General features: G+C 62.8%; 21 protein-coding genes and 2 tRNA genes. 6 read left to right on the plus strand and 17 right to left on the minus strand.

Translation table 11 applies throughout. The features are described from left to right. Positions 1-60: 60 nt before the first annotated feature. Positions 61-804 (minus strand): SDR family oxidoreductase, encoded by a 744-nt coding sequence (locus tag AC5RWO_RS11805; protein ID WP_498731554.1) that lies wholly within the window; start codon positions 802-804, stop codon positions 61-63. An 18-nt stretch (positions 805-822) separates the two neighbouring features. After that, positions 823-1,182: a DUF488 domain-containing protein gene (locus tag AC5RWO_RS11810; RefSeq protein WP_498731555.1), complete on the minus strand. Its 360-nt coding sequence runs from the start codon at positions 1,180-1,182 to the stop codon at positions 823-825. Positions 1,183-1,284: 102 nt separating this feature from the next. Between AC5RWO_RS11810 and valS the strand changes: the two genes are divergently transcribed. Then, positions 1,285-3,906: a valine--tRNA ligase gene (gene valS / locus AC5RWO_RS11815; protein WP_498731556.1), complete on the plus strand. Its 2,622-nt coding sequence runs from the start codon at positions 1,285-1,287 to the stop codon at positions 3,904-3,906. Between the two features lie 293 nt (positions 3,907-4,199). Here valS and AC5RWO_RS11820 read toward each other — a convergent pair whose 3' ends face one another. From AC5RWO_RS11820 to AC5RWO_RS11865, 10 genes are all read right to left on the minus strand, one after another. Continuing rightward, entirely contained in the window at positions 4,200-4,820 is a 621-nt protein-coding gene (locus AC5RWO_RS11820) for a DsbA family oxidoreductase (protein ID WP_498731557.1), read from the minus strand. 55 nt (positions 4,821-4,875) lie between these two features. Then, positions 4,876-6,168, minus strand: a complete 1,293-nt coding sequence (gene clpX, locus AC5RWO_RS11825) for an ATP-dependent Clp protease ATP-binding subunit ClpX (RefSeq protein ID WP_498731558.1) — start codon at positions 6,166-6,168, stop codon at positions 4,876-4,878. Between the two features lie 51 nt (positions 6,169-6,219). Then, entirely contained in the window at positions 6,220-7,512 is a 1,293-nt protein-coding gene (clpX, locus tag AC5RWO_RS11830; protein WP_498731559.1) for an ATP-dependent Clp protease ATP-binding subunit ClpX, read from the minus strand. A 206-nt stretch (positions 7,513-7,718) separates the two neighbouring features. Further along, on the minus strand, positions 7,719-8,393 hold the full coding sequence (locus tag AC5RWO_RS11835) for an ATP-dependent Clp protease proteolytic subunit (protein WP_074702141.1): 675 nt from the start codon (positions 8,391-8,393) through the stop codon (positions 7,719-7,721). Between the two features lie 51 nt (positions 8,394-8,444). Further along, the gene (locus tag AC5RWO_RS11840) at positions 8,445-9,044 is read right to left on the minus strand and encodes an ATP-dependent Clp protease proteolytic subunit (protein ID WP_498731690.1); all 600 of its coding nucleotides are present in this window, start codon (positions 9,042-9,044) and stop codon (positions 8,445-8,447) included. Positions 9,045-9,296: 252 nt separating this feature from the next. After that, on the minus strand, positions 9,297-10,718 hold the full coding sequence (gene tig / locus AC5RWO_RS11845; RefSeq protein WP_498731560.1) for a trigger factor: 1,422 nt from the start codon (positions 10,716-10,718) through the stop codon (positions 9,297-9,299). Between the two features lie 54 nt (positions 10,719-10,772). Next, positions 10,773-10,845 (minus strand) — tRNA-Pro (locus AC5RWO_RS11850). Between the two features lie 111 nt (positions 10,846-10,956). Beyond that, positions 10,957-11,027 (minus strand) — tRNA-Gly (locus AC5RWO_RS11855). Between the two features lie 64 nt (positions 11,028-11,091). Then, on the minus strand, positions 11,092-11,979 hold the full coding sequence (locus AC5RWO_RS11860) for an Fpg/Nei family DNA glycosylase (protein WP_498731561.1): 888 nt from the start codon (positions 11,977-11,979) through the stop codon (positions 11,092-11,094). Between the two features lie 5 nt (positions 11,980-11,984). Then, entirely contained in the window at positions 11,985-12,458 is a 474-nt protein-coding gene (locus AC5RWO_RS11865) for a ribose-5-phosphate isomerase (protein WP_498731562.1), read from the minus strand. A gap of 252 nt (positions 12,459-12,710) precedes the next feature. Between AC5RWO_RS11865 and pepN the strand changes: the two genes are divergently transcribed. From pepN to AC5RWO_RS11880, 3 genes are all read left to right on the plus strand, one after another. After that, positions 12,711-15,272, plus strand: coding sequence for an aminopeptidase N (gene pepN, locus AC5RWO_RS11870; protein ID WP_498731563.1), 2,562 nt, complete (start codon positions 12,711-12,713; stop codon positions 15,270-15,272). 125 nt (positions 15,273-15,397) lie between these two features. Next, positions 15,398-17,401, plus strand: a complete 2,004-nt coding sequence (locus AC5RWO_RS11875) for a DUF6541 family protein (RefSeq protein WP_498731564.1) — start codon at positions 15,398-15,400, stop codon at positions 17,399-17,401. A 50-nt stretch (positions 17,402-17,451) separates the two neighbouring features. Beyond that, a complete protein-coding gene (locus AC5RWO_RS11880) occupies positions 17,452-17,922 on the plus strand; it encodes an OsmC family protein (RefSeq protein ID WP_498731565.1) in 471 nt (156 codons plus the stop codon). A 67-nt stretch (positions 17,923-17,989) separates the two neighbouring features. On the opposite strand, the gene AC5RWO_RS11885 is transcribed toward AC5RWO_RS11880, so the two are convergent. Then, complete coding sequence (locus tag AC5RWO_RS11885) at positions 17,990-18,433, minus strand: SRPBCC domain-containing protein (protein WP_498731566.1); 444 nt, start codon at positions 18,431-18,433, stop codon at positions 17,990-17,992. A gap of 232 nt (positions 18,434-18,665) precedes the next feature. On the opposite strand from AC5RWO_RS11885, the gene AC5RWO_RS11890 reads away from it, so the two are divergent. Further along, positions 18,666-19,124, plus strand: a complete 459-nt coding sequence (locus tag AC5RWO_RS11890) for a globin (protein WP_498731692.1) — start codon at positions 18,666-18,668, stop codon at positions 19,122-19,124. A gap of 37 nt (positions 19,125-19,161) precedes the next feature. Here the strand turns inward: AC5RWO_RS11890 and AC5RWO_RS11895 are convergent, their stop codons facing one another. Together AC5RWO_RS11895 and AC5RWO_RS11900 are read right to left on the minus strand one after the other, a co-directional pair. After that, positions 19,162-19,803 (minus strand): DUF8185 domain-containing protein, encoded by a 642-nt coding sequence (locus AC5RWO_RS11895; RefSeq protein ID WP_498731693.1) that lies wholly within the window; start codon positions 19,801-19,803, stop codon positions 19,162-19,164. Positions 19,804-19,822: 19 nt separating this feature from the next. After that, positions 19,823-20,311 (minus strand): acyl-CoA thioesterase, encoded by a 489-nt coding sequence (locus AC5RWO_RS11900; RefSeq protein WP_498731567.1) that lies wholly within the window; start codon positions 20,309-20,311, stop codon positions 19,823-19,825. 124 nt (positions 20,312-20,435) lie between these two features. On the opposite strand from AC5RWO_RS11900, the gene AC5RWO_RS11905 reads away from it, so the two are divergent. Further along, positions 20,436-21,338, plus strand: a complete 903-nt coding sequence (locus AC5RWO_RS11905; protein ID WP_498731568.1) for an acyl-CoA thioesterase — start codon at positions 20,436-20,438, stop codon at positions 21,336-21,338. A 130-nt stretch (positions 21,339-21,468) separates the two neighbouring features. Here AC5RWO_RS11905 and ettA read toward each other — a convergent pair whose 3' ends face one another. Both ettA and AC5RWO_RS11915 read right to left on the minus strand, forming a co-directional pair. Then, complete coding sequence (ettA, locus tag AC5RWO_RS11910; protein WP_074703383.1) at positions 21,469-23,151, minus strand: energy-dependent translational throttle protein EttA; 1,683 nt, start codon at positions 23,149-23,151, stop codon at positions 21,469-21,471. Between the two features lie 106 nt (positions 23,152-23,257). Continuing rightward, on the minus strand, positions 23,258-23,605 hold the full coding sequence (locus AC5RWO_RS11915) for a DUF6993 domain-containing protein (protein WP_498731569.1): 348 nt from the start codon (positions 23,603-23,605) through the stop codon (positions 23,258-23,260). Positions 23,606-23,716 lie beyond the last annotated feature (111 nt).

Consider the following 23,716-nt stretch of genomic DNA (forward strand, 5'->3'; position numbering starts at 1 on the left):
GCCTTCCAGTTTAGATGGCTGCGGCCTCCAATGTCGAAACATCGGCGGCCTGGTGGCGCTTCAGCGCCGGATCAGCTTATGTGCCGCCGCCTGCGCGACCGGCCGGATGACTATCTGGTCCAGATTGACGTGATGCGGCAGATTCAGCGAATAAGCGACGACGTCGGCTACATCAGCGGCGACAAGCGGCTTGTCCACGCCCTGGTAGACCTTGTCCGCCGCGGCCTTGTCCCCGCCGAGCCGGTTGAGCGAGAACTCCTCGGTGCGGACCAGACCCGGGGCGATCTCGATTACGCGCACGTTGTGTTCTGCCTCTTCGAGCCGCAGGGTATTCGCCATCGAGTGCTCTGCAAACTTGGCCGCCACGTATCCGCCGCCGTTTTCGTAAGCCGCCAATCCCGCCGTCGAGGTCAGCAGCAGCACAGAACCTTCGCCGTTTTCGCGCAAGGCCGGGAGGAACCCCTGGATCATGCGCAGCGTGCCGAGGACGTTGACGTTGTACATGCGCTCCCAGTCGGCCAGCTTGCCCTCAAGCATCGAATCCGCGCCGAAGGCGCCGCCGGCGATATTAACCAGCGCATCGATTCCGCCGGTTGCCAGCACATCCTCGACCAGACGGTCCACGGAGGCAGCATCGGTAATGTCGGCGGCATAAGCCGTGGCCCCGGTTTCGGCGGCCAAGTCTTCGAGCCGCTCCGCCCTGCGCGCAACAGCGATCACATCCCAGCCACTGTCACCCAGCGCCCTCACCGATGCCTCGCCGATGCCTGAACTTGCCCCGGTCACTACTGCACGTTTGCTCACAGGACCAGCGTAAGCAGGTCAGGTGCGCAATCTCGCGTTTAAGTACTCGTGTATCACCACCGCCTGGTTGTGTTCTTCGTCCTTCGCGCTGAACAGCAATGTCATCCGGCTGTGTTTCCCTGCGGCGTCGATCAGGACCTGGAGAGCATCGGACTGCCGCAGCTCCTCGCGGTAGGCCTGGGCAAAATCATCGAATTTTTCCGGATCGTGACCGAACTCCTTGCGGAGCCCGTCGGAGGGACCAATGTCTTTGAGCCATAGATCGATGTGCGCGTCGTCCTTCTTGATACCCCGGGGCCACAACCGGTCCACCAGCACGCGGTATCCGTCTGCGGGTTCGGCTTCTTCACAGATGCGTTTGATCCGGATGTTTCCCATAGCCGCATGCTACGCCGGAGAGCGCGCTTCCGGCAGGAGCCCCGTGAACAGGTCCATACCGCGGATATGAATCCGTTCCCGCTGTCATGGGAGAATGACCCCATGGCTGAACATGAACCGGGCACAGACACGCCCGCAACCGTAAACGTCCCCGACAAGCCGGCCCTCGAGGGCCTTGAGGCTGTCCTCACCCAGCGGTGGCGCGAGGAAGGAACCTACAAGTTCAATCCGGACACTACCCGGGAACAGGTCTACTCGATCGACACTCCCCCGCCGACCGCGTCGGGTTCGCTGCATGTGGGCCACATGTTCTCCTACACGCAGACCGACGTTCTGGCCCGCTTCCAGCGCATGCAGGGCAAGAACGTTTTCTATCCGATGGGCTGGGATGACAACGGCCTGCCCACCGAACGCCGCGTGCAGAATTTCTACGGTGTCCGCTGCGACCCGTCCGTGCCGTACAACCCGGATTACCAGCCGCCGGCGAAGCCCGCAAAGAACCAGCGGGATTTCGACGTCGTGTCCCGGCGGAACTTCATCGAGCTCTGCGAGGAGCTTGCCGTCGAGGACGAAAAGGTCTTCGAAAACCTCTTCAGCACGCTCGGCCTGTCCGTCGACTGGGAACTGACCTACCGGACCATCGACGACGTTTCCCGCGCCGTCTCCCAGCGTGCCTTCCTGGCGAATCTGACCGCCGGCGACGCCTACATGGCCGAAGCCCCGACGCTTTGGGACGTCACGTTCCGCACTGCGGTTGCCCAGGCGGAACTCGAAGACCGGGAAATGCCCGGGGCGTACTACCGTTATGCCTTTGAAACCCCGGACGGCGAAAAGATTCACATCGAAACCACCCGGCCCGAACTGCTGGCCGCTTGTGTGGCACTCGTTGCCCACCCCGACGACGAGCGGTACCAGCCGCTGTTCGGTACGAAGGTCAAATCCCCGTTGTTCGGCGTCGAAGTAGAGGTCAAGGCCCACCCGCTGGCTAAGCCGGACAAGGGCGCCGGCATTGCCATGGTCTGTACCTTCGGCGACCTCACCGACGTCACCTGGTGGCGTGAACTGCAGTTGCCTACCCGGGCCATTGTGGGACGGGACGGCCGCATCGCCGCCGAAACTCCGGAATGGATCACTTCCGAAGAGGGCAAGGCAAATTACGCCGAGATCGCCGGCAAGACTGTCTTCTCCGCCAAGGAGAAGGTCGTCGAACTGTTGGACGCTGCCGGAGAACTGGACGGCGAGCCGAAGAAGATGTCCCACCCGGTCAACTTCTACGAAAAGGGCGACAAGCCGCTCGAGGTCGTCACGTCTCGCCAGTGGTACATCCGCAACGGCGGCCGCGACGCCGACCGCCGGGAGCGGTTGATCGGCCGTGGCCGGGACATCGAGTTCCATCCGGCCTTCATGCGTTCCCGCTACGAAAACTGGATCGAAGGACTTAACGGTGACTGGCTGGTCTCCCGCCAGCGTTTCTTCGGGGTTCCAATCCCGGTCTGGTACCCCTTGGATTCCGCAGGGAACCCGGAGTACGAGAATCCCGTGCTGCCGGCGGACGAAATGCTGCCAGTGGATCCGGCAGCGGAAGCAGCCCCGGGTTACGACGAATCCCAGCGCGACGTTCCCGGTGGCTTTACCGGAGACGCCGACGTACTGGACACTTGGGCGACGTCCTCGCTGACACCTCAGATCGTGGGTAAGTGGAGCCGCGACGAAGAGTTCTTCGGTAAGGTCTTTCCGTTCGACCTGCGTCCGCAAGGCCACGACATCATCCGCACCTGGCTCTTCTCCACTGCAGTGCGTGCGGACGCGCTCAACAACTGTGCACCGTGGAAGCATGCCGCGATCTCCGGCTGGATCCTGGACCCGGACCGCAAGAAGATGTCCAAGTCCAAGGGCAACGTCGTGGTTCCCACGGATGTCCTTGAGCAGTTCGGTGCCGATGCGGTGCGCTACTGGGCTGCTTCGGCCAAGCTGGGCGCAGACACGGCCTACGAAATCGCACAGATGAAGATCGGCCGCAGGCTGGCCATCAAGCTGCTCAATGCCTCCAAGTTTGTACTGAATCTGGGGGCCACCGAAACGTCGGTCATCTCCTCCGAGGCATCGGTGATCACCAACCCGCTGGACAAGTCGCTGCTGGGCCAGCTGGCCGATGTGGTCGAGCAGGCTACCGCGGCATTCGAGAAGTACGACTACGCCCGGGCGCTCCAGATCAGCGAGAGCTTCTTCTGGTCCTTCACCGACGATTATGTCGAGCTGATCAAGGACCGTGCCTACGGCGGCGCCGGTGATGCGGAGCAGGCAAGTGTGCTGGCGACGCTGGCCACAACCCTGGACGCCCTGCTGCGACTCTTCGCGCCCTTCCTGCCGTTCGCTACGGAGGAAGTGTGGGGATGGTGGCGCGCCGGTTCCGTCCACCGCACCGAATGGCCGACGACGGCGGCGCTGTCAGGCATCGCCGCGGACGCCGACAAGGATTTGCTCGGCACGGTCGGCCTGGCCCTGGGCGGTATCCGGAAGGCAAAGTCCGAGGCCAAGGTCAAGCAGCGTACCGAGGTCGTGACTGCTTTGATCAGCGGATCCGCGAAGCAGGTGGCACAGCTGGAAGCCGGTCTGGGCGATCTGAAGGCTGCAGGCAACGCCAATGAGCTGAAGCTCACGGAAGCCGACGGTGAACTAACCGTCTCCGGCGTCGAACTCGCCGCGGCTGAAGAGCCGGCGTAACCGGCCGTTAACGAGGGGAAGCCCCATCAGCGTTTAGCCGTTGGTGGGGCTTCGACTCGATGATTCATGTAGTGACATTCAGAATCTCCCGAACTCCGCAGAACTTCAGGTCTTCCAAGCCTTGTCACCGGCTGGCAGTTGGTGGAACTGAGTCCATTCAACTTGTCTCTGAATCTTTGGTGTTCGTTCCCGCATCTTTTGGGGGATGCGTATAAATATTTATACTCCCCCGCAAGCCGACACGCCAGAGGCATCCGGAATTTTTTCCCGCGCGCCCTCCGGCGTGCCGTTGCTTAGCTGAACTCAGGACTGGTAGTGCGCGAACGCTTGATCTCGTAGAAGTACGGGAATTCCGCCAGCGCTACGGCTCCGTCGAAGATCCGGCCGGCCGCATCTCCGCGGGGAATCCGGGTCAGCACCGGTCCGAAGAAGGCGGTTCCGTTGAAAGCGACTACCGGGGTTCCGACCTCGTCGCCCACCAAGCTGATGCCTTCCTCATGGCTGGCACGCAGCTGCTCGTCATACTCATCGGAGGTGGCAAATGCCGCCAGATCCGCTGGAAGGCCCACCTCCGCCAGCGATGCCGTGATGACGGCTTCAATGTCCTTGTTGTCTTCATTGTGGATGCGGGTGCCCATGGCGTCGTAGAGCCGCTTGACGTAGTCGGCTCCGTGCAGTTCCCGCGCGGCAATGATGACACGGACCGGACCCCAGGCGGTCTTCAGGAATTCCTTGTAGTTGTCGGGCAACTCATCCCGGCCATCGTTCAGTACGGCCAGGCTCATGACGTGCCAGTCCACCTTGACCTCACGGACCTTTTCAACCTCAAGCATCCAGCGTGAGGTGATCCAGGCGAACGGGCATGCGGGGTCGAACCAGAAATCAACGGTCGATGGTGAGTTGTTGTCGGACATACTTGGAACTCCTTATCGTGGAAACACTTGTGGTACCAAAATGCGCAACCCGGAATCAGGCGGATTTGTTCCGGCGCAGGGCAGCAACGTCCTGCGGGATCAGGATGGGATTGCCTTTACCCTTGATGACGTCGCCGGTAATGACCACGGAAGCGATATCCTGCCGGCTCGGTATCTCGAACATCACCGGCTGCAGCGCTTCTTCCACAATGGCGCGTAGTCCACGGGCACCTGTCCCCCGCTTGAGGGCGAGTTCCGCCACCGCTTCGAGGGCCTCGGGCTCGAATGTAAGTTCCACGCCGTCGAGGTGGAACATCTTCTGGTACTGCTTGATCAGTGCGTTCTTTGGCTCTGTCAGGATCTGGATCAGCGCCGGACGGTCCAGTTTCGATACCGAGGTGATCACCGGCAGGCGTCCGATGAATTCCGGTATCAGTCCGAACTTGAGCAAGTCCTCCGGCATGACCTGCCCGTGGCTGTCCACGTCCTTCGAAACCTCACGCAGTGCGGCGCCAAAGCCGACTCCCTTGCCTCCGGATCTGCTGTCAACGATTTCCTCGAGTCCGGCGAAGGCGCCGGCCACGATGAAGAGCACGTTGGTCGTATCGATCTGGATGGCTTCCTGCTGAGGTTGCTTCTTGCCGCCCTGCGGCGGAACGGAGGCCACGGTCCCCTCCAGGATCTTCAGCAGTGCCTGCTGGACACCTTCACCGGAAACGTCGCGGGTGATGGAAGGGTTCTCGCTCTTGCGCGAGATCTTGTCGATCTCGTCAATGTAGATGATCCCCTGCTCGGCCTTCTTGACATCATAGTCAGCGGCCTGCAGGAGCTTGAGCAAAATGTTCTCGACATCTTCGCCGACGTAGCCGGCCTCGGTCAGCGCCGTCGCATCGGCTATGGCGAACGGGACGTTGAGACGGCGGGCCAGGGTCTGCGCGAGAAAAGTCTTGCCGCAGCCCGTCGGGCCCACCAGCAGGATGTTGGATTTGCCGACCTCGACGTCGGCCAGGGTGCCGGCATCGGCGGATTCAGGAGAAGCTTCGGATACCGGAACCGGCTGGGTACGCTTGTAGTGGTTGTAGACCGCAACAGCCAAGGCGCGCTTCGCAGGCTCTTGCCCGATGACGTACTCCTGCAGGGACTCGAAGATCTCCCGCGGTTTGGGCAGTTCGAAGCCGACAGGCTCGGCCGCTACCGAAAATTCTTCCGCGAGCATCTCGTTGCACAGCTCGATGCATTCGTCACAGATGTAGACCCCGTGGCCCGCGACCAGCTTCCGGACCTGTTTCTGGCTTTTGGCGCAGAAAGAGCATTTGAGCAGGTCGCCGTTTCCACCAATGCGGGCCATATTCCATCCTCTACCTGGTCGTCTGTCTGGATTGTGCGGCGCCCGTTCCGGTCAGGCGGACTTGTTCCGCCGCTTGGCAACAACGTCGTGGGAAATGAGGGAGGGCTCCCCCTTGCCGTTCACCACATCGGCGGTGATCACGACGGAAGCGATGTCTTCGCGGCTGGGCAGATCGAACATCACCGGCTGCAGGGCTTCCTCGACAATGGCGCGCAGTCCGCGGGCACCTGTCCCCCGCTCGAGCGCGAGCTGGGCCACTGCCTCCAGAGCCTCCGGTTCGAAGGAGAGTTCAACGCCGTCCAGTTGGAACATCTTCTGGTACTGCTTGATCAGTGCGTTCTTGGGTTCGGTGAGGATCTGGATCAGCGCCGTGCGGTCAAGGTTTGACACCGTGGTGATCACCGGCAGTCGGCCGATGAATTCGGGGATCAAGCCGAACTTCAGCAAGTCTTCCGGCATGACTTCGCCATAGCTGTCGGCGTCCTTGCTGGCGTCGCTCAGCGGGGCGCCGAACCCGATGCCCTTGCGTCCGGCGCGTGAACCGATGATTTCTTCCAGGCCGGCGAAGGCGCCGGCCACGATGAAGAGCACATTGGTGGTGTCAATCTGGATGAATTCCTGATGCGGGTGTTTCCGGCCGCCCTGCGGCGGAACGGAGGCTACGGTTCCCTCGAGGATTTTCAGCAGCGCCTGCTGGACACCTTCGCCGGAAACGTCGCGGGTGATGGACGGGTTCTCGCTCTTGCGAGAGATCTTGTCGATCTCGTCAATGTAAATGATGCCCTGCTCGGCCTTCTTGACGTCATAGTCAGCGGCCTGGATGAGCTTGAGCAGAATATTCTCGACGTCCTCCCCGACGTAACCGGCCTCGGTCAAAGCAGTTGCATCCGCGACAGCAAAGGGAACGTTGAGCCGGCGTGCCAGGGTTTGGGCCAGATAGGTCTTGCCGCAACCGGTAGGGCCGATCAGCAGAATATTGGACTTGCCGACCTCAACGTCGTCCAGCGGACTGGTGTCCCCGAGGTTCGCTGAGCTCTTGGGCGCGTGCCCCGACTGGATGCGCTTGTAGTGGTTGTAAACGGCAACAGCCAGTGCCCGCTTCGCCGGTTCCTGTCCGATAACGTATTCCTGCAGGAAGTCGAATATCTCACGCGGCTTGGGGAGCTCGAAGGAACCGAGGTCCGAAACCTCGGACAGCTCTTCTTCGATGATCTCGTTGCAGAGCTCAATGCATTCGTCACAGATATAGACGCCGGGGCCAGCGATCAGCTTCCGGACTTGTTTCTGGCTTTTGCCGCAGAAGGAGCACTTAAGCAGGTCAGCGCTCTCACCAATGCGAGCCATATTCAGTCCCCTTACTTGGTCCTACTGGAATCGGTCAACGCCCGGGAGCGGCAGGTGGAGCTCCCATGCTCAGACGAATGAAGGCGGCTGACTAGCTTCCACTCTAAATCACTTGGCTGACAGTTTCAGTAACCACAGAGCCCGTGGTGCCATGTTAAGCACCACGGGCTGAGCGGATCAGCAATGAAGCTGCCGACACACAATCATTAGGCCTTGTTGATGGCCGGCTTGTGGATCTTACGCGAATCGAGGACCTGATCGATCAGGCCGTAAGACAGTGCGTCCTCGGCGGTCAGGATCTTGTCACGCTCGATGTCGACGTTGACCTGGTCCGAGGTCCTGCCGCTGTGCAGCGCCAGAGTGTCTTCGAGCCAAGTGCGCATACGCATGACCTCGGCTGCCTGGATCTCCAGGTCAGAAGCCTGCCCGCGCTCACCGCCCCCGAGTGCCGGCTGGTGGATCAGCACGCGCGCGTTCGGCAGCGCCAGGCGCTTGCCCGGGGTACCCGCCGCCAGCAGCACGGCGGCAGCGCTGGCCGCTTGTCCGAGGCACACGGTCTGGATCTCGGGACGGATGTACTGCATGGTGTCGTAGATGGCCGTCATCGCGGTGAAGGAGCCGCCGGGCGAGTTGATGTACAGCGTGATGTCGCGGTCCGGATCCGTGGATTCCAGGACCAGCAGCTGCGCCATGACGTCGTCCGCCGAGGCATCGTCCACCTGCACGCCGAGGAAAATGATCCGGTCCTCAAAGAGCTTGGTGTAGGGGTCCTGGCGCTTGAAGCCGTAAGGCGTGCGCTCCTCGAACTGCGGCAGCACATAACGGCTGGTCGGAAGGTTGGCTGCGTGGCCGCCGGCAGCGGCAGCAAAATTGTGGTTCATCGTGATTCTCCTGCTTCTAATGATCGTAGGGCCGTGTCGCAGAACCTGCGATCATGAATCCTGTGAAGTTCCGCCGCCGCCGGTAACGCCGCCGGCGTGGGCCGAAATCTTGTCGAAGAAGCCGTACTCAAGGCCTTCCTCGGCGGTAAACCACTTATCGCGGTCATTATCCTTGAGGATCTGCTCCACAGTCTGGCCGGTCTGCTCCGCGGTCAGCTCCGCCATGACCCGCTTCATGTGCAGGATCAGCTCGGCCTGGATCTTGATGTCGGACGCAGTACCGCCGATGCCGCCGGAGGGCTGGTGCATCAGAATGCGGGCGTGCGGAGTAGCGTAGCGCTTGCCCTTGGTTCCCGAGGACAGCAGGAACTGGCCCATGGAAGCTGCCAGGCCGGTGGCCACCGTGACGACATCGTTCGGAATGAACTGGATGGTGTCATAAATGGCCATGCCTGCCGTCACCGAGCCGCCGGGCGAGTTGATGTAGAGGTAGATGTCCTTGTTAGGATCCTCGGCCGAAAGCAGCAGCAGCTGGGAACAGATGGCATTGGCGTTCTCGTCCCGCACTTCCGAGCCAAGCCAGATAATGCGTTCCTTCAGCAGGCGGTTGTAGATGTAGTCTTCCCGGGTGGCCGGGTCGACGGTGGCCATCTTCGGAGTGGTTGATTCACTGGACATTCTGAAATACCTCTCGCTTGTCCCCACAGGCTGCACCGGTGGCCGGTGCAGTCCCCAGGTTCTTTTTCCTTCTTGGACACTAACGCGGATCAGTGCCCGTTTCTGCCTTATTTACGGGCTGTTCGCTGACGGCGCATCAGCGCGCCGGGACCATGCAGGCAGGTGGTTAAACGCAGCAACCGCCCACCCCGTGAAGGGCAGGCGGCCGCCATGAAACTCTGCTGTTTAGGCCTTGGACTCGGCAGCGCTGTCGTCCGTGCTCTCCTCCGAGACACCCTCTGCCGGAGCTTCCTCCGCCTGAGCAGCTTCTGCCTGCGCAGCCTGGATCATGTCCTCAACGTTCGGCTCTTCTTCGCCGGCGGGGCGGACGAAGTCGCTAAGGTCGACCTCGGCACCGTTGGTGTCCGTAACCTTGGCCAGCTCCAGTACCTTGGCCAGGGCCTTGCGGCGGCGGACCTCGGAAACCATCATCGGCACCTGGCCGCTCTGGTCGATGAGCTGTGCGAACTGGTTCGGATCCATGCCGTACTGGCTGGCGGAGGAAACGATGTAGTCGATCAGCTCTGCCTGGCTGACGCCGACCTCTTCCTTATCCGCCACGGCGTCGAGGATGATTTCGTTCTGGAAGGCACGCTCGGTGTTCTGGCGAACTTCGGCGCGGTGCTCATCGGTGTCGTGCTCTTCGCTGCCGTCGCTGTTCTCCGGGCGGAAGTGCTGCTCGAGCTGCTCTTCAATCACGGACTCGGGAACGGGAACCTCAACGAGTTCCATCAGCTTGTCCAGCACCTTGTCGCGTGCTTCGACGCCCTGCTCCATGACCTTGCTGTCGGCAGCCTGCTTTGCCAGGTCTTCCTTCAGCTCGGCGATGGTGTCGAATTCGCTGGCCAGCTGGGCAAAGTCATCGTTTGCCTCCGGCAGCTCGCGCTCCTTGACGGCCTTGATGACAACCTTGACCTCGGCTTCTTCACCGGCGTGCTCGCCACCGGCCAGCGTGGTCATGAAGGTGGCGTCTTCGTCGGCGCTCAGGCCGGTTACGGCTTCGTCCAGGCCCTCGAGCATGGTTCCGGCGCCGACCTGGTAGGACAGGTCCGCTGCGGAATCGACCTCTTCGCCGTTCACCTTGGCGCTGAGGTCCATGGTGATGAAGTCATCCTGGGCGGCGGGACGGTCGACAGACTTCAGCGTGCCGAACCGGCCGCGCAGGTCGTCCAGGGCCTTTTCGACGTCGGCGTCGCTGGCTTCGGCAGCTTCCACGGTGACCTCGAGTCCGGAGTACTCCGGCAGTTCGATTTCGGGGCGGATGTCCACCTCGACGTGGAAAGACAGCTGGCCTTCGGTGGCAGCCGGGTCCGGGACCTCGGTGATCTCAACCTCGGGGCGGCTCAGGGGGCGGATGCCGCTCTCCTGCACAGCGTTCTGGTAGAAACCGTTCAGGCCCTCGTTGATGGCCGTCTCGATGACGTAGCCGCGTCCAACCCGCTGGTCGATGAGCTTGGAGGGAACCTTGCCCTTGCGGAAGCCAGGCACCTGGATCTGGGAGCCGATTGTCTTGTAGGCCTCGTCAATGCTGGGCTTGAGTTCCTCAAAGGGAACCTCAACATTGAGCTTGACCCGGGTGGGGGTGAGGTTTTCGACAGCGCTCTTCACAGCGTTAGAACTCCTGATAGCTATAGGGGTTGGATCTGCACCAAGAATACAGAGTCGGGGCGACAGGACTCGAACCTGCGATCTCCTGCTCCCAAAGCAGGCGCGCTAGCCACTACGCTACGCCCCGTAGTGCACGGCAAGTCTACGGCCTAAGCAGACTCCGTGCACAATCGGCGGCGGCAAAAGGACTGCCGCCTTAACGAAAAAGACGGACCGCTGCCGGCCCGTCTCATCGCAGAGGGGATGACGGGAATCGAACCCGCGTAATCAGTTTGGAAGACTGAGGCTCTACCATTGAGCTACATCCCCAGGACGTTGAAACTCTAGCATGACCACGGACCTGTTTCGCAAATCGGCGGGAGCGGCGCTCCGTTCAGGCCTGCTGGCAGTCCGGACACCAGTAGAGCTTGCGGTTTCCCATCTCCGCCAGCACCACGTCAGTGCCGCAGACGCGGCAGCCGAGCCCCTGGCGCTGATAGACATAGTGCGCGTTGTCCGGCCACACCGGCCGCCCGCTGCCATCCCGATGTTCGGCGCGCGTGGTGATGATCCGCCCGTCCCGGACACCGTCGTGCATGACCAGGGCAATGTCCTCCCACAGCAGTGCCGCTTCCTCCACTGACAGGCTTTTGCCCGGGCGCCAGGGATTCAGCCCGCCGCGGAACAGCGTCTCCGCCCGGTAGATGTTGCCGACACCGGCGATGACATCCTGGCTCATCAGCAGTGTGCCCACCGCGGAGCCTTTGGATGTCAGCCGCTGGACAAACTCGTCCGGGCCGGCATTCGGCTGCAGCGGGTCCGGCCCCAGTTTGGCGACGACGGCGGACCGCTCGCCTTCGGTGATCACTTCGCAGGCCGTCGGCCCACGCAGATCCGCCCAGCCGTGCGCTGACACGAGCCTGGCTCTCACCTGGCCCACAGGCTCCGGCGGACCGTCGTACGCAGGGTGGGAATCGTCGTCGTACGCTTCACGCTCCCCTACCCGGCGCGGGGCACCAATGCTGGAGGCGCCGCGGAAGGTCTGGTCGCCGCCGAAGTCCCAGGCGCCGTAGAGACCCAGGTGGACGCGCAGAATCAGCTCGTTGTCGAAGTGCAGGAACAGTTGCTTGCCGTGCGCGCGGGCAGCTTCCAGGATGTGTCCGTTGATCCGCTCCGCGCCGGCGGCGAAGCGGCCCTGCGGACTGCTGACGGCGAGGCGCTGACCGCCGAAGACGGAATTGAACTGGGCGGCGAGGCGGTGGACCGAGTGGCCTTCAGGCATGTGCTTTAGGCGGGAACTTCGCCGGTGGTTTCGTACGCGGCGATCTTGCCGATCCGCCGCACGTGGCGTTCGGCGTTGGAGAACGGCTCAGCCAGGAACGCTTCGATGATCGCGGTAGCCTCTTCGACGCTGTGCTGGCGGCCGCCCACCGCGACGACGTTTGCATCATTGTGCTCGCGCGCCAGTTTGGCCGTGTCCAGGTTCCAGGCCAGCGCCGCACGTGCGCCCTTGACCTTGTTGGCCGCGATCTGCTCGCCGTTGCCGGATCCGCCCAGCACGATGCCGAGGGCATCCTGGCCCGCAGTCTGGTCTGCCACGACTGCGAGCGCCGCGTTGATGCAGAACGACGGGTAGTCGTCCTCGGCGTCGTATTCCTTGGGGCCGTGGTCGATGACCTCGTAGCCTTTGCCGCTCAGGTGGTCGATCAGATGGTGGCTCAGCTCGAGTCCGGCGTGGTCGGTGGCAATGTGAACGCGCATATACGGTCCTTCAGGCGGGAGGGGCGGAAGAATGACGGCTTCAAGCCTACTCTGAACCAACGTGCTTGCCAGCGGCCAAGGCCGGACCGGCGCCGCAACGGAACCGCAACTTTTCCTTCATTGCATCACGCCGGTGCTGTACATCCACGGGCCTGGTGAAAGAATGGCCGCACTGTGCACGGGTCCTTTCAGAGCGCCCCTGCACTCCGCACCGTCCCCGCCGGGACCCGCTACGACACTGGAGGCATCACTTTGCCAGGTTTGAATCTGACCCGCGCCGAAGCCCGCGAGCGCGCCGCATTGCTCAACGTCGAGTCCTACGACGTCACCCTGGACCTGACCCGGGGCGAGAAGGTCTTCGGCTCCACAACCGTTGTGAAGTTCTCGGCAACGGCGGGTGCGTCGACTTTTATCGACGCCATCACGGATACGGTGCGCTCCGTAACGCTTAACGGTGTGGATCTGGATCCCGCGGAGGTTTCCGACGGCGTCCGCATCCAGCTGCCCAACCTGGCGGCATCCAATGTCCTCACCATCGACGCGGACGGGCTGTACATGAACACCGGCGAGGGACTGCACCGCTTCGTGGACCCGGTGGACAACGAGGTCTACCTCTACAGCCAGTTCGAGGTGCCCGATTCCCGCCGCATGTTCGCCGTCTTTGAGCAGCCGGATCTGAAGGCTGCCTTCCGGTTCACGGTAACTGCGCCGTCGCACTGGGACGTCATCTCCAACTCCCCCACGCCGGAGCCCGTCCCCGCCGGGTCCATCGAGGAAGGCGGCGCTGCGTCCACCTGGGACTTCGAGCCGACCCCGCGCATCTCCTCCTACATCACCGCGCTCATCGCCGGCCCGTACCAGTCGGTGCGCAGCGAGCTCACCAGCTCCGACGGCCGCACCGTTCCGCTGGGCGTCTTCGCCCGCAAGTCGCTGATGCAGTACATGGACGCGGAGAACATCTTCGAACTCACGCGCCAGGGCTTCGCGTTCTACGAGAAGCAGTTCGGCACGCCGTACCCGTTCGCCAAGTACGATCAGCTCTTCGTCCCCGAGTTCAACGCCGGCGCGATGGAGAACGCGGGTGCCGTGACCTTCCTGGAGAACTATGTCTTCCGGTCCAAGGTGGCCGAGGCCATGGTGGAGCGCCGGGCCATCACCATCCTGCACGAGCTCGCGCATATGTGGTTCGGGGACCTGGTAACTATGCGCTGGTGGAACGACCTGTGGCTGAACGAGTCTTTTGCCGAGTTCATGTCCACGCTGGCTGCCGCGGAGGCCACCGAGTGGAAGCAGGCCTGGACCACCTTCGCCTCGATGGAGAAGTCCTGGGCCTACCGGCAGGACCAGCTGCCCTCCACGCACCCCATCGTGGCGGACATCCCGGACCTGCAGGCCGTACAGGTGAACTTCGACGGCATCACCTACGCCAAGGGAGCTTCCGTCCTGCGCCAGCTCGTGGCCTGGGTCGGCCAGGAGCAGTTCATGGTCGGCGTGCGCGAATACTTCGGCAAGCATGCCTGGCAGAACACTGAGCTGGCGGACCTGCTCTCGGAGCTGGAGGTATCCAGCGGCCGCGACCTGAAGGAGTGGTCCGCGCTGTGGCTGGAGACCGCCGGCGTCAATACAATGCGACCGGAAATCACAACGGACGACGGCGGCAAGATCACCTCATTCGCGATTCTCCAGTCCGCGGTACCCGAGTTTCCGACCATCCGGCCGCACCGGCTCGCCGTCGGCTTCTACAACCTCGATGCCGAAGGCAAGCTGGTCCGCACCCACCGCGAGGAGCTCGACGTCGACGGCGAGCGCACGGAGGTGCCCGAACTAGCCGGCCTCGAGCGGCCTGCCCTGGTGCTCCTGAACGACGATGATCTGGCCTACGCCAAGATCCGGCTGGACGAGGTCTCCCTCGCGACCTCGAAGGTCCACGTGAAGGACTTCACCGAGTCCCTGCCGCGGACCCTGGTGCTCGCCTCCGCCTGGGACGCCACCCGCGACGGCGAAACCCCGGCTCGGGAGTACGCGGAGCTGATCCTGAACAACATCGCCTACGAATCCGATTCCTCGGTGGTGCTGGTACTGCTGCGCCAACTGTCAACCACGCTGGCCTTCTACGTCAACCCCGCGGACCGCAAGCGCCTGACCCTCGCTGCGGCTGACCAGCTGTGGGAACTCAGCCAAAGCGCCGAGGCCGGCTCCGACGCCCAGCTGCAGTTCGTCAAGGCCTTCGCCCTGCATGCCCAGACCGATGCCCAGCTCGACGAAGTGGCTTCGCTGCTTTCCGGCGAGCGGGTCCTGGACGGCCTCACCGTCGATGCTGACCTGCGCTGGGAGCTGCTGACGTCGCTGGTGGCCGGCGGCGAATTCGGGCAGCCGGAGATCGACGCCGAGCTCAAGCGCGACGCCACGGCCACGGGCCAGCGCGCCGCCGCCCTGGCCAAGGCGGCCATCCCCACAGCCGACGCGAAAGCGGCGGCCTGGGACGCCGTCGTCGTTCGTGGTGATCTGCCCAACGCCACCCAGCAGTCCGTCATCGCCGGTTTCAACCGGGTCCACGACACTGCCCTGCTGGAGCCCTACGCCGCTGCGTACTTTGCCGCGGTCGAGGACATTTGGAACACCCGCACGCATGAGATCGCGCAGCAGATTGTGGTGGGGCTCTACCCCTCGCAGCTGGCCACGCAGTCCACCGTGGACCTCACCGATGAGTTCCTCGCGGCGCTCGGCACGGGCTCGCCGGCACTGCGGCGCCTGGTGCTGGAAAGCCGCGACGGAATTGTGCGGGCGCTGAAGGCCCAGGCCGCCGACAAGTAACGACGCCGATAGACCGTCCCCCGACGGTCGCACAGTTCAGGACATGCCTGCGGGACCGGTTCCCCGCAGGCATGTCCTGTCTATATTCTGGCTGGAGGCAGTGCACCGGGCTGCGAGGTGAATCTATGTCCTGGATTGCGATCGGCCAGCTGACCGCGCTTCTGGCGGTCGTTTACATCCCGGGGTACATGGTCCTGCGCGGGCTACGGCTCAACCAGCTGAGGGCCTTGGTCGTCGCCCCCGCGGTCTCGGGGTCACTCGCAGCTGTCGGAACCTCGCTGTGCCTGATCATCGGTATCCGCTGGAGCCTGACGATGCTCCTTGCCGTTAGCTTGTTGGCTGCCGTGCTCGCTGCTTGCCTCTACCTGCTGATCCGGCCAAAGCGGATGCCGCCTGAGCCAGGACCTACCTGGCCGACGCAACTCCTCATAGCTGGCTCGCTGATTGCTGCGGCGGTCCTCAACGGGTGGACCATGCTCGATGCGATGAACAACGTCGATAGAGTCAATCAAGCCTGGGACCCCAGCTTCCACGTGAACGCTCTCCGCTGGATCAAAGAGAACGGGCAGGCAACGCCTTGGGATATCAATCCCATCTACAGCCAGGGAACAGGCTCTTTCTATCCCGCCGGCTGGCACGCGCTGGTGGCACTATCACCAGGTGACGTCGTTACTTCAGCGAACCTGGCCACGCTCATCGTGGCGTGCATCGTGTGGCCGACTTCGCTGACGTACCTGGCCGTGGCTCTGTTCCCGCAACAGAGACTGACATGGGTGCTGACGCCAGTCGTGGCCGCAGGCGTCATTGCGTTTCCCATCATTCAGCAGAGCCGCAGTGCGCAATGGCCCAATTCGTTCGCCGTCGCGTTGGTGCCGGCAGTGCTCGCTTTGGGGATCGAGCTCGCTGCCACTCGGTACCAACAGCGCACAGATCCGCCCGTGGACGTTCGGCCCACCCATCCGGACGGGCGAAACCAGACCGTGAAATCACTGGTGCTCGTGCTAGCGACCGCGGGTGCTGCCTGGATTCATCCCGGTGCCATCTTCGCCCTGATCGCGTTGGGCTGTATCTACGTACTGCGGTACATCGTCCTGATGTACAGGGCCAGCTGGTTGCAGGACCGGCGGCACGGACTTCTCTGGGTTGCCTTCTGGGCTCTTGCTACAGGTGGCACAGTCTGGCTGGTCAGCACCTCCCCCATTGTGGCTGGCATGGCGGACAACACTGCCGTCACAGCGCCGTTGCCGGACGCCGCCGAGCGCCTGTTTTTTGATCTTCCCAGGTCCCCCGATGACGAGCGGATCCAGCTGGGTGACTACAACTTCTGGATCGGCCCGCTGGTTGTCCTCGGCGCCTTCGGTGCAATGCGGCGGAAAAGAAGCTGGCCAGCTGCCGTTGGCCTTGGCGTAACTGTGGTTCTCTACCTGGCCGCCCTGCACCCTGCCAGACCGCTCTCGTGGATGACCGGCCTTTGGTACCACGACGCCGTCCGTATCGCTGCTGTCTCCGCCGTCGTCGCCTGTGTCTTTGCCGCTTATGCCCTCGATCAAATTTTCGCGGCGCTGATACGGTATGTGCCGGTCGATGGACGAGGTGTTGCCGCGGCTGCCGTCGTAGTCGCAGGCGTCTGTACTGTAGTAGCTTCCGGTGCCTTCCGCTATGACACACGTCTGGTAGCGGCAGCGCCTCATTATGACATTGAGTCAGACGAGTTCGGACGCAGCATGCTGTCAGGCGAGCAAGACTTCATCAAGTCGTTGGCCGACGTCCTGCCGGCTGACGCAACCGTCATCGGTGACCCGTTCAACGGATCTACCTTCATTTATGCGCTCACCGGACGACATGTCGTCTACTCCCAGTACGGGTTTGCAGACCGCACGTCGGACGAAAAGTTCCTCCGATCACGCTTCCGGGACATCCATCGCGATCCGGAGGTGTGTGCTGCCTTGAAGCGCGTTGGCGCAGAGTACGTGTACTTAGGCGGTGCCGAACGGGCGCGGCAGTTCAATCCATACCTTCAGTGGCCCGGTTTTTATGGCGTGGACGTTTCCCAAGGATTCGAATTGTTGGCGTCTGCCGAACACGCTGCGCTGTATAAAATCACGGCGTGCAACCGCAGGAGCATGTAGCGACACATTGGCTTCCGGCACATGGCTTCTTTACGTGCTTTAATCCGGTCATGGACCTCAGCAACCACCGCTACCGCATATCGCTCGCCTGGACGGGCAACCGTGGCGAAGGCACTTCGTCATACCGGAGCTATGGACGTGACCACGTCATCACGGCGCCGGGACTTCCGGATCTTGCCGGCACCGCCGACCCCACCTTCCATGGGGACAAAGACCGGTGGAATCCGGAGCAGCTCCTGCTCACCGCACTGTCCCAGTGCCATATGCTCTCCTACCTGCACCTTGCGGTGAAAAACGGCATCGTGGTGACCGAATACACGGACGACGCCGAGGGCACCTTGCACCTGAACCGGGACGGCAGCGGCGAATTTACTTCCGTAACGCTTCGTCCGCGCGTCACTGTTGCGGACCCGGCCCATAACGAACTCGCGCAGAAGCTGCACCACGACGCGAACCAGGTATGCTTCATTGCCCGCAGCGTCAATTTCCCGGTGATGCACGAACCTGTCACCGTGAACTGACCTTGTTCCCGGCCCGGCTGGCCCACGCCTAGGCGGCGCTCGGCCAGGCAAGGCGCCGGTGCGGTGTTCAGCGGCGGCGGGCCAGATCGCTCAACGTGGTGAACCCGGTGCGCCAGGCCGTGAGGTTCATCGCGGCCAGTTCACGGGCCTCCACCATCGACCCGGCGATCTGCTCGAATCCATGCTCGGTCACGAAAAGTCTGGTGCCGGTCCCTTCCGGCTCCAGCCGGAAGGTCACCACGGTACTGGCGCCCAACTGCGGTTCCGTCTCAGGCTGCGCGGCGTAGCGGTACTGGAAAAGTCCGTACGGCTGGACCTGCAGCACCTTCCCGAGGAAACGGCCATGTTCTCGCCACCTGTGTTCGATCCGGCCGCCGTTAACTGCTTCGCAGACCGCACCATCGAACGCATACCAGCGACGGATGGCGTCAGGATCGGTCAGCAGGCTCCAGACTCTCTCGGGCGGCGCATCGATGACCAGATCATGTTCGATGCTGATGTCCTCATGCATGCTTGCGCCCTCCTGATCTCGCAACAACTCCCGCCGCCACCAGACTAAGTCCTCGCCGTGGCCCCGGATGCAGAGCCACGGGGAATTAGCCGCAACGGGCCGACGTTGGAGAGAATGGGTCCAGATACCGACGAACAGGCTGCCAATAGTTATGACTGACAAAGATCTTCCCTCTGCCTCGCTGCCCGAGGCTACCCCTGCTGCCGCCGCGACGGACGGCGCTGCAACGGCCATGCCCCTGCAATCGCGGTTCGGCCAGCCCATCGCGACGCTGCAGCCGGCGGCACGGGCTGCCAACGCGTTCCAGCAGCCGGTGTACACGGACAACTTCTACGATGCCGTGGGCGGACATGAGACTTTCGTAAAGCTGGTGGACGTTTTCTATGAAGGCATCGCCGAGGACGAAGTGCTCCGGAAGATGTACCCGGAGGAGGATCTGGGGCCTGCCACGGAACGGATGCGGATGTTCCTCGAGCAGTATTGGGGCGGCCCCGGCACCTACAGCGAGCAGCGCGGCCATCCCCGGCTGCGGATGCGCCACCAGCCGTTCAAGGTGGATTTCGACGCCCGCGACCGCTGGCTGAAGCACATGCGCAAGGCCGTGGACTCGCTCGAACTGCCGCCACTGTACGAACAGACCCTATGGGATTACTTCGAGCGGGCAGCCCATTCTATGGTTAACAGCGCCTAGCTCACCGTACGGGTATTCCCGCGGCCGAGTGTAAGGCCTAAAGGGACGCGCCGCTACGAACCAGCACGTGGCCCCGGGCCGTCGACAACCGCAGCCAGCGGCCACTGCGGAACAGTGCTGCCGGTTGGTCATCCAAGAAGCCCAGGGTCAGCGCCGCGAATGCCGCACCGGCTGGCAAAGGCACGCTGGCCGCAGGCAATGACCTGCCCCAAACGGCACTGCGAGCATTATTGACAATCAACTGACCCGGTTGCGCCGGCACGGCTGCGGCCACTTCCCGAATTCCCGTCTCGGCGGCAGCCCGCAGCTCCTCGGACGGAATCTGCTCCACGGGTTCCCAGCCCGAGCGCGGCGGCAGTACTCCGGTCCAGGATTCCTTCACCTGCATCGGCGGCAGCGGCAGGACAACGTCATTCTCGGCCATCCGTGCCAGCCTGTCGGCCATCGAGGCCAGCGATACGGTCATTTCGGCCTGGGCCGGACGTCCCAGCGGCATTGTCCGAAGCCCCAGGATGGTCGGCGTTGCTTCCCCCAGCAAGCGCGGCCTCATGAGGCACACATAGGCGGCGAGGACGGCGCCGGAGACCTGCAGGTGCACGGCGCCGTCGTCGGCAGCGCGCGCCCGGGTGATGTATGTGCGCAGGTCCGCTGTCACCTGGGGATCGACCAGGCTCAGCATGATCGTCTCTTCCACGGAATCAGGCACCTGCCCTTTGCGAAGCACGACGGCGGAAGGGGACTGCCGGTCCTTGGTAACGTTCCAGCGCTTTTCGGTACAGGTCCGGCAGTGGTACCGGCCGGCCGGATTCGCGGTTCACCAGTACCATCGTGGTCTCCCCCACGGCGTACGTTGCCGAACCGTCCTCTTCGGAAACGTTGTAGCCCAGCCCAAAGCTGGAGCCGCCCACCTCCGTCACCCAGACATTGACATAGACCGGTTCCGGCCGGAAAAGCAGCGGCGCGAGGTATTCAATCTCCTGCCGGCCCACCAAGGTGAAGTTCCCCGCTCCGGCCAGATCGCTCACGGACAACTGTCCGCCGTCGTCCGTAGTCTGTCCCGAAGGGCTGCCGTGCAGCCGGACGCGTGCCGTCTCCAAGTAGCTCAGAAAGGTCACGTTGTTCACGTGGCCGTAAGAATCGATGTCGCTGAAACGGAGCTGCAACGGGAACCGGGACACTTTAGGCATGAGGCCATCTTCTCAAGCCACGGCCGCGCGGCGCGAACCGGCCGAGGTAGTTGAGCCGGGGGCCGGTGCGAACTAGTCTCGGAAGGGTTCCATTACTCTCGGGTAACGCCGGCAAGGAGATTCCATGACAGCCTCTGACGAGCGCATTGAGCCCACCACGGCCCTGCTGCAACTGCTGGACCTCTCGGACGCGGACGGCGCCAATACCGATGAGGAGATTTTCGTTGGAATTTCGGAGCCGCAGCCTCACGGGCGGGTCTTCGGTGGGCAGGTTCTCGCGCAATCGATCCTGGCCGCTGTCCGCACGGTGGATGAGGCACGGCAGATCCATTCCATGCACGGCTATTTCCTCCGCCCGGGGGACGCCAACGCGCCCATCACGTTCGGCGTGCAGAAACTGCGCGACGGGCGGTCCTTTTCAGCCAGGCGGACCCATGCCTACCAGAACGGCGTGCCCATCCTCTCCATGATCGCTTCTTTCCAGGTACCGGCCGACGGGGTGGACCATCACGAGCCCTTTCCAGAGGGCATTCCCGACCCGGAGTCGTTGCCGAGTACGGCCGATCTCCTGAGCGAATTCGAGCATCCGATCGCGCAGCAATGGGCGCACGAACGGCCCTTCGATATCCGGCACGTGCAGAGCCCCTTGTACCTCCGGGCCGAAGGCGAACGTGAGCCGACCAACGCTGTCTGGATGAAATCCAAAGGCCCGCTGCCAGACGATCTGAACCTGCATCGGGCGGCGTTAGCTTATGCCAGCGATTACACGCTGCTTGAACCGATCCTGCGGCGCCATGGAATAGCGTGGATCAGCCCCGGCATCAAGTTCGCGAGTCTGGATCACGCCATGTGGTGGCACCGGCCGTTCCGGGCGGATGAATGGTTGCTCTATGTCCAGAATTCGCCAAGCGCTTCCGGTGCACGCGGATTGGGCGTCGGCCGGGTCTTCACCCGCTCCGGTGAGCTCGTGGCCACAGTGGCGCAGGAAGGCATGATGCGCATTCCCGTCGAGGCCGTGGACGCATAACGACGCTGCGACCGAATCAAAATAGTCCGTCCGGCTGTCAGCAACCGGACGGACCATTTTCTTCAGTTGTGCGACATCTTCAGTTGCACCATGTTCCAGTGTGCCGCGTATGCAGCTGAGGGGCCGCGATTTAGTCCCGGGTAAGCCGACGGTGCGTAACGCGATGCGGCTTGGCAGCATCCGGACCGAGTCGCTCGATCTTGTTCTGCTCGTAGGCCTCGAAGTTACCTTCAAACCAGTACCAGTTCGCCGGGTCCTCTTCGGTGCCTTCATAGGACAGGATGTGGGTGGCCACCCGGTCGAGGAACCAACGGTCGTGGGAAATGACCACGGCACAGCCGGCGAATTCGAGCAAGGCGTTCTCCAGGCTGGACAGCGTCTCCACGTCGAGGTCGTTGGTCGGCTCGTCGAGGAGCAGCAGGTTGCCGCCCTGCTTGAGGGTCAGCGCCAGGTTCAGCCGGTTACGCTCGCCGCCGGAAAGCACCCCGGCCTTCTTCTGCTGGTCCGGGCCCTTGAATCCGAAGGCGGAAACGTAGGCGCGAGACGGCATCTCCACCTGACCGACCTGGATGAAGTCCAGTCCGTCGGATACGACTTCCCACAGCGACTTGTTCGGGTCGATTCCCCCACGGCTCTGGTCCACGTAGGAAATCCTGACGGAGTCGCCGATCTTCAAATCGCCGCCGTCGAGCTCTTCGAGGCCGACGATCGTCTTGAACAGCGTGGTCTTGCCGACGCCGTTGGGGCCGATGACGCCGACAATTCCGTTGCGCGGAAGGGAGAAAGACAGCCCATCGATCAGCGGGCGGTCGTCGAAGCCCTTCTGCAGGTTCTTGCCTTCGACGACAAGCTGGCCGAGGCGGGGACCCGGCGGAATCTGGATCTCTTCGAAGTCAAGCTTCCGGGCGCGGTCCGCCTCGGCTGCCATTTCCTCATAGCGGGCCAGACGTGCCTTGGACTTGGTCTGACGGCCCTTGGCGTTGGAGCGGACCCAGTCGAGCTCCTCCGACAGTCGCTTAGCCAGTTTGGCGTCCTTCTTGCCTTGAACTTCGAGGCGGGCGCGTTTCTTCTCCAGATAAGTGGAGTAGTTACCTTCGTAGGGGTAGAGATGCCCGCGGTCAACTTCGGCGATCCACTCGGCGACATGGTCAAGGAAGTACCGGTCGTGAGTCACGGCCAGCACAGCACCGGCATAGGACTTCAGGTGCTGTTCGAGCCAGAGCACGCTCTCGGCGTCGAGGTGGTTGGTGGGCTCGTCAAGGAGCAGCAAGTCAGGCTTCTGGAGGAGCAGCTTGCACAGTGCAACGCGGCGGCGCTCACCTCCGGACAGCACGGTTACGTCGGAGTCGCCGGGCGGACAACGCAGCGCGTCCATGGCCTGTTCGAGCTGGGAATCGATGTCCCATGCGTCGGCGGCGTCGATAGCCTCCTGCAGCTTGCCCATCTCGTCTAGCAGCTTGTCGTAGTCCGCATCGGGGCTGGCCATCTCTTCGGAGATCTCGTTGAAGCGCTGGATCTTGCCGTAAATCTCGCCGACGCCCTCCTGGACGTTGCCCAGGACGGTCTTTTCTTCGTTCAACGGCGGCTCCTGCAGCAGGATTCCTACCGAATATCCGGGGCTGAGCCGGGCCTCACCATTGGACGGAGTGTCCAGACCAGCCATGATTTTCAGGATGGTGGACTTACCGGCGCCATTCGGACCGACAACGCCGATTTTGGCTCCGGGATAGAAGGACATGCTCACGTCATCGAGGATGACCTTGTCGCCAACGGCTTTGCGGGCCTTGGTCATTGTGTAAATAAATTCCGCCATGCCCATAAGGCTAGTGGGTGGCGGGGCAGAACTCACATTTGAGGGCCGGCGTCTGCCATGGTCCAAGCCGCCGTTCGCGTGCAGTTAGATGCTTCAGCCGTTGCGGTCAGGAGCCATTGCCGACAAAGCAGTTTCCGGCCGGCAGAACCGGCAGCACTGACATCGCAACCTCGCCTTCACGTACCTGCCCGATAATGCATTGCTCATCTACCGGTGCTGCAGCCTCGATCGCGTCGACGGCCAGGCCCGTGGGAGTGATATCGGCCGAGACCTCAATCTCGTCTTCCGCGAATCCGGCCTCGGTCATCGCTTTGATCATCTGCGACTCATTGGGCCGGGGCGACGAAGCTGCGAGTTTCTCAAGCTGCTCCCGCACGTGCCTTTCGGCTACCTCCACGGCCGACGCTTGCGCCGTCTCGACGGCAGGTTCAGCAGTTTCAGTTGTTGCAGGCACTGTTGCGGCGGCAGGCGCATCGCTGCTTTTCGCTGAATCGGCAGCCCCCGATCCGACAGCCGAGCATCCTGCCAGCGCGAAGCCGGCCGCAAATAACCACGCGGCGTCTGC

The organism is Arthrobacter sp. B055-34, from assembly GCF_059090425.1.

Bases quoted from the DNA above. Each gene is read 5' to 3' on its own strand.
- AC5RWO_RS11810 (WP_498731555.1), bottom strand. From the start codon at position 1,182: ATGGGAAACATCCGGATCAAACGCATCTGTGAAGAAGCCGAACCCGCA.
- valS (WP_498731556.1), top strand. From the start codon at position 1,285: ATGGCTGAACATGAACCGGGCACAGACACGCCCGCAACCGTAAACGTC.
- AC5RWO_RS11820 (WP_498731557.1), bottom strand. From the start codon at position 4,820: ATGTCCGACAACAACTCACCATCGACCGTTGATTTCTGGTTCGACCCC.
- clpX (WP_498731558.1), bottom strand. From the start codon at position 6,168: ATGGCCCGCATTGGTGGAAACGGCGACCTGCTCAAATGCTCTTTCTGC.
- clpX (WP_498731559.1), bottom strand. From the start codon at position 7,512: ATGGCTCGCATTGGTGAGAGCGCTGACCTGCTTAAGTGCTCCTTCTGC.
- AC5RWO_RS11835 (WP_074702141.1), bottom strand. From the start codon at position 8,393: ATGAACCACAATTTTGCTGCCGCTGCCGGCGGCCACGCAGCCAACCTT.
- AC5RWO_RS11840 (WP_498731690.1), bottom strand. From the start codon at position 9,044: ATGGCCACCGTCGACCCGGCCACCCGGGAAGACTACATCTACAACCGC.
- AC5RWO_RS11860 (WP_498731561.1), bottom strand. From the start codon at position 11,979: ATGCCTGAAGGCCACTCGGTCCACCGCCTCGCCGCCCAGTTCAATTCC.
- AC5RWO_RS11865 (WP_498731562.1), bottom strand. From the start codon at position 12,458: ATGCGCGTTCACATTGCCACCGACCACGCCGGACTCGAGCTGAGCCAC.
- AC5RWO_RS11875 (WP_498731564.1), top strand. From the start codon at position 15,398: ATGTCCTGGATTGCGATCGGCCAGCTGACCGCGCTTCTGGCGGTCGTT.
- AC5RWO_RS11880 (WP_498731565.1), top strand. From the start codon at position 17,452: ATGGACCTCAGCAACCACCGCTACCGCATATCGCTCGCCTGGACGGGC.
- AC5RWO_RS11885 (WP_498731566.1), bottom strand. From the start codon at position 18,433: ATGCATGAGGACATCAGCATCGAACATGATCTGGTCATCGATGCGCCG.
- AC5RWO_RS11890 (WP_498731692.1), top strand. From the start codon at position 18,666: ATGCCCCTGCAATCGCGGTTCGGCCAGCCCATCGCGACGCTGCAGCCG.
- AC5RWO_RS11895 (WP_498731693.1), bottom strand. From the start codon at position 19,803: ATGCTGAGCCTGGTCGATCCCCAGGTGACAGCGGACCTGCGCACATAC.
- AC5RWO_RS11900 (WP_498731567.1), bottom strand. From the start codon at position 20,311: ATGCCTAAAGTGTCCCGGTTCCCGTTGCAGCTCCGTTTCAGCGACATC.
- AC5RWO_RS11905 (WP_498731568.1), top strand. From the start codon at position 20,436: ATGACAGCCTCTGACGAGCGCATTGAGCCCACCACGGCCCTGCTGCAA.
- ettA (WP_074703383.1), bottom strand. From the start codon at position 23,151: ATGGCGGAATTTATTTACACAATGACCAAGGCCCGCAAAGCCGTTGGC.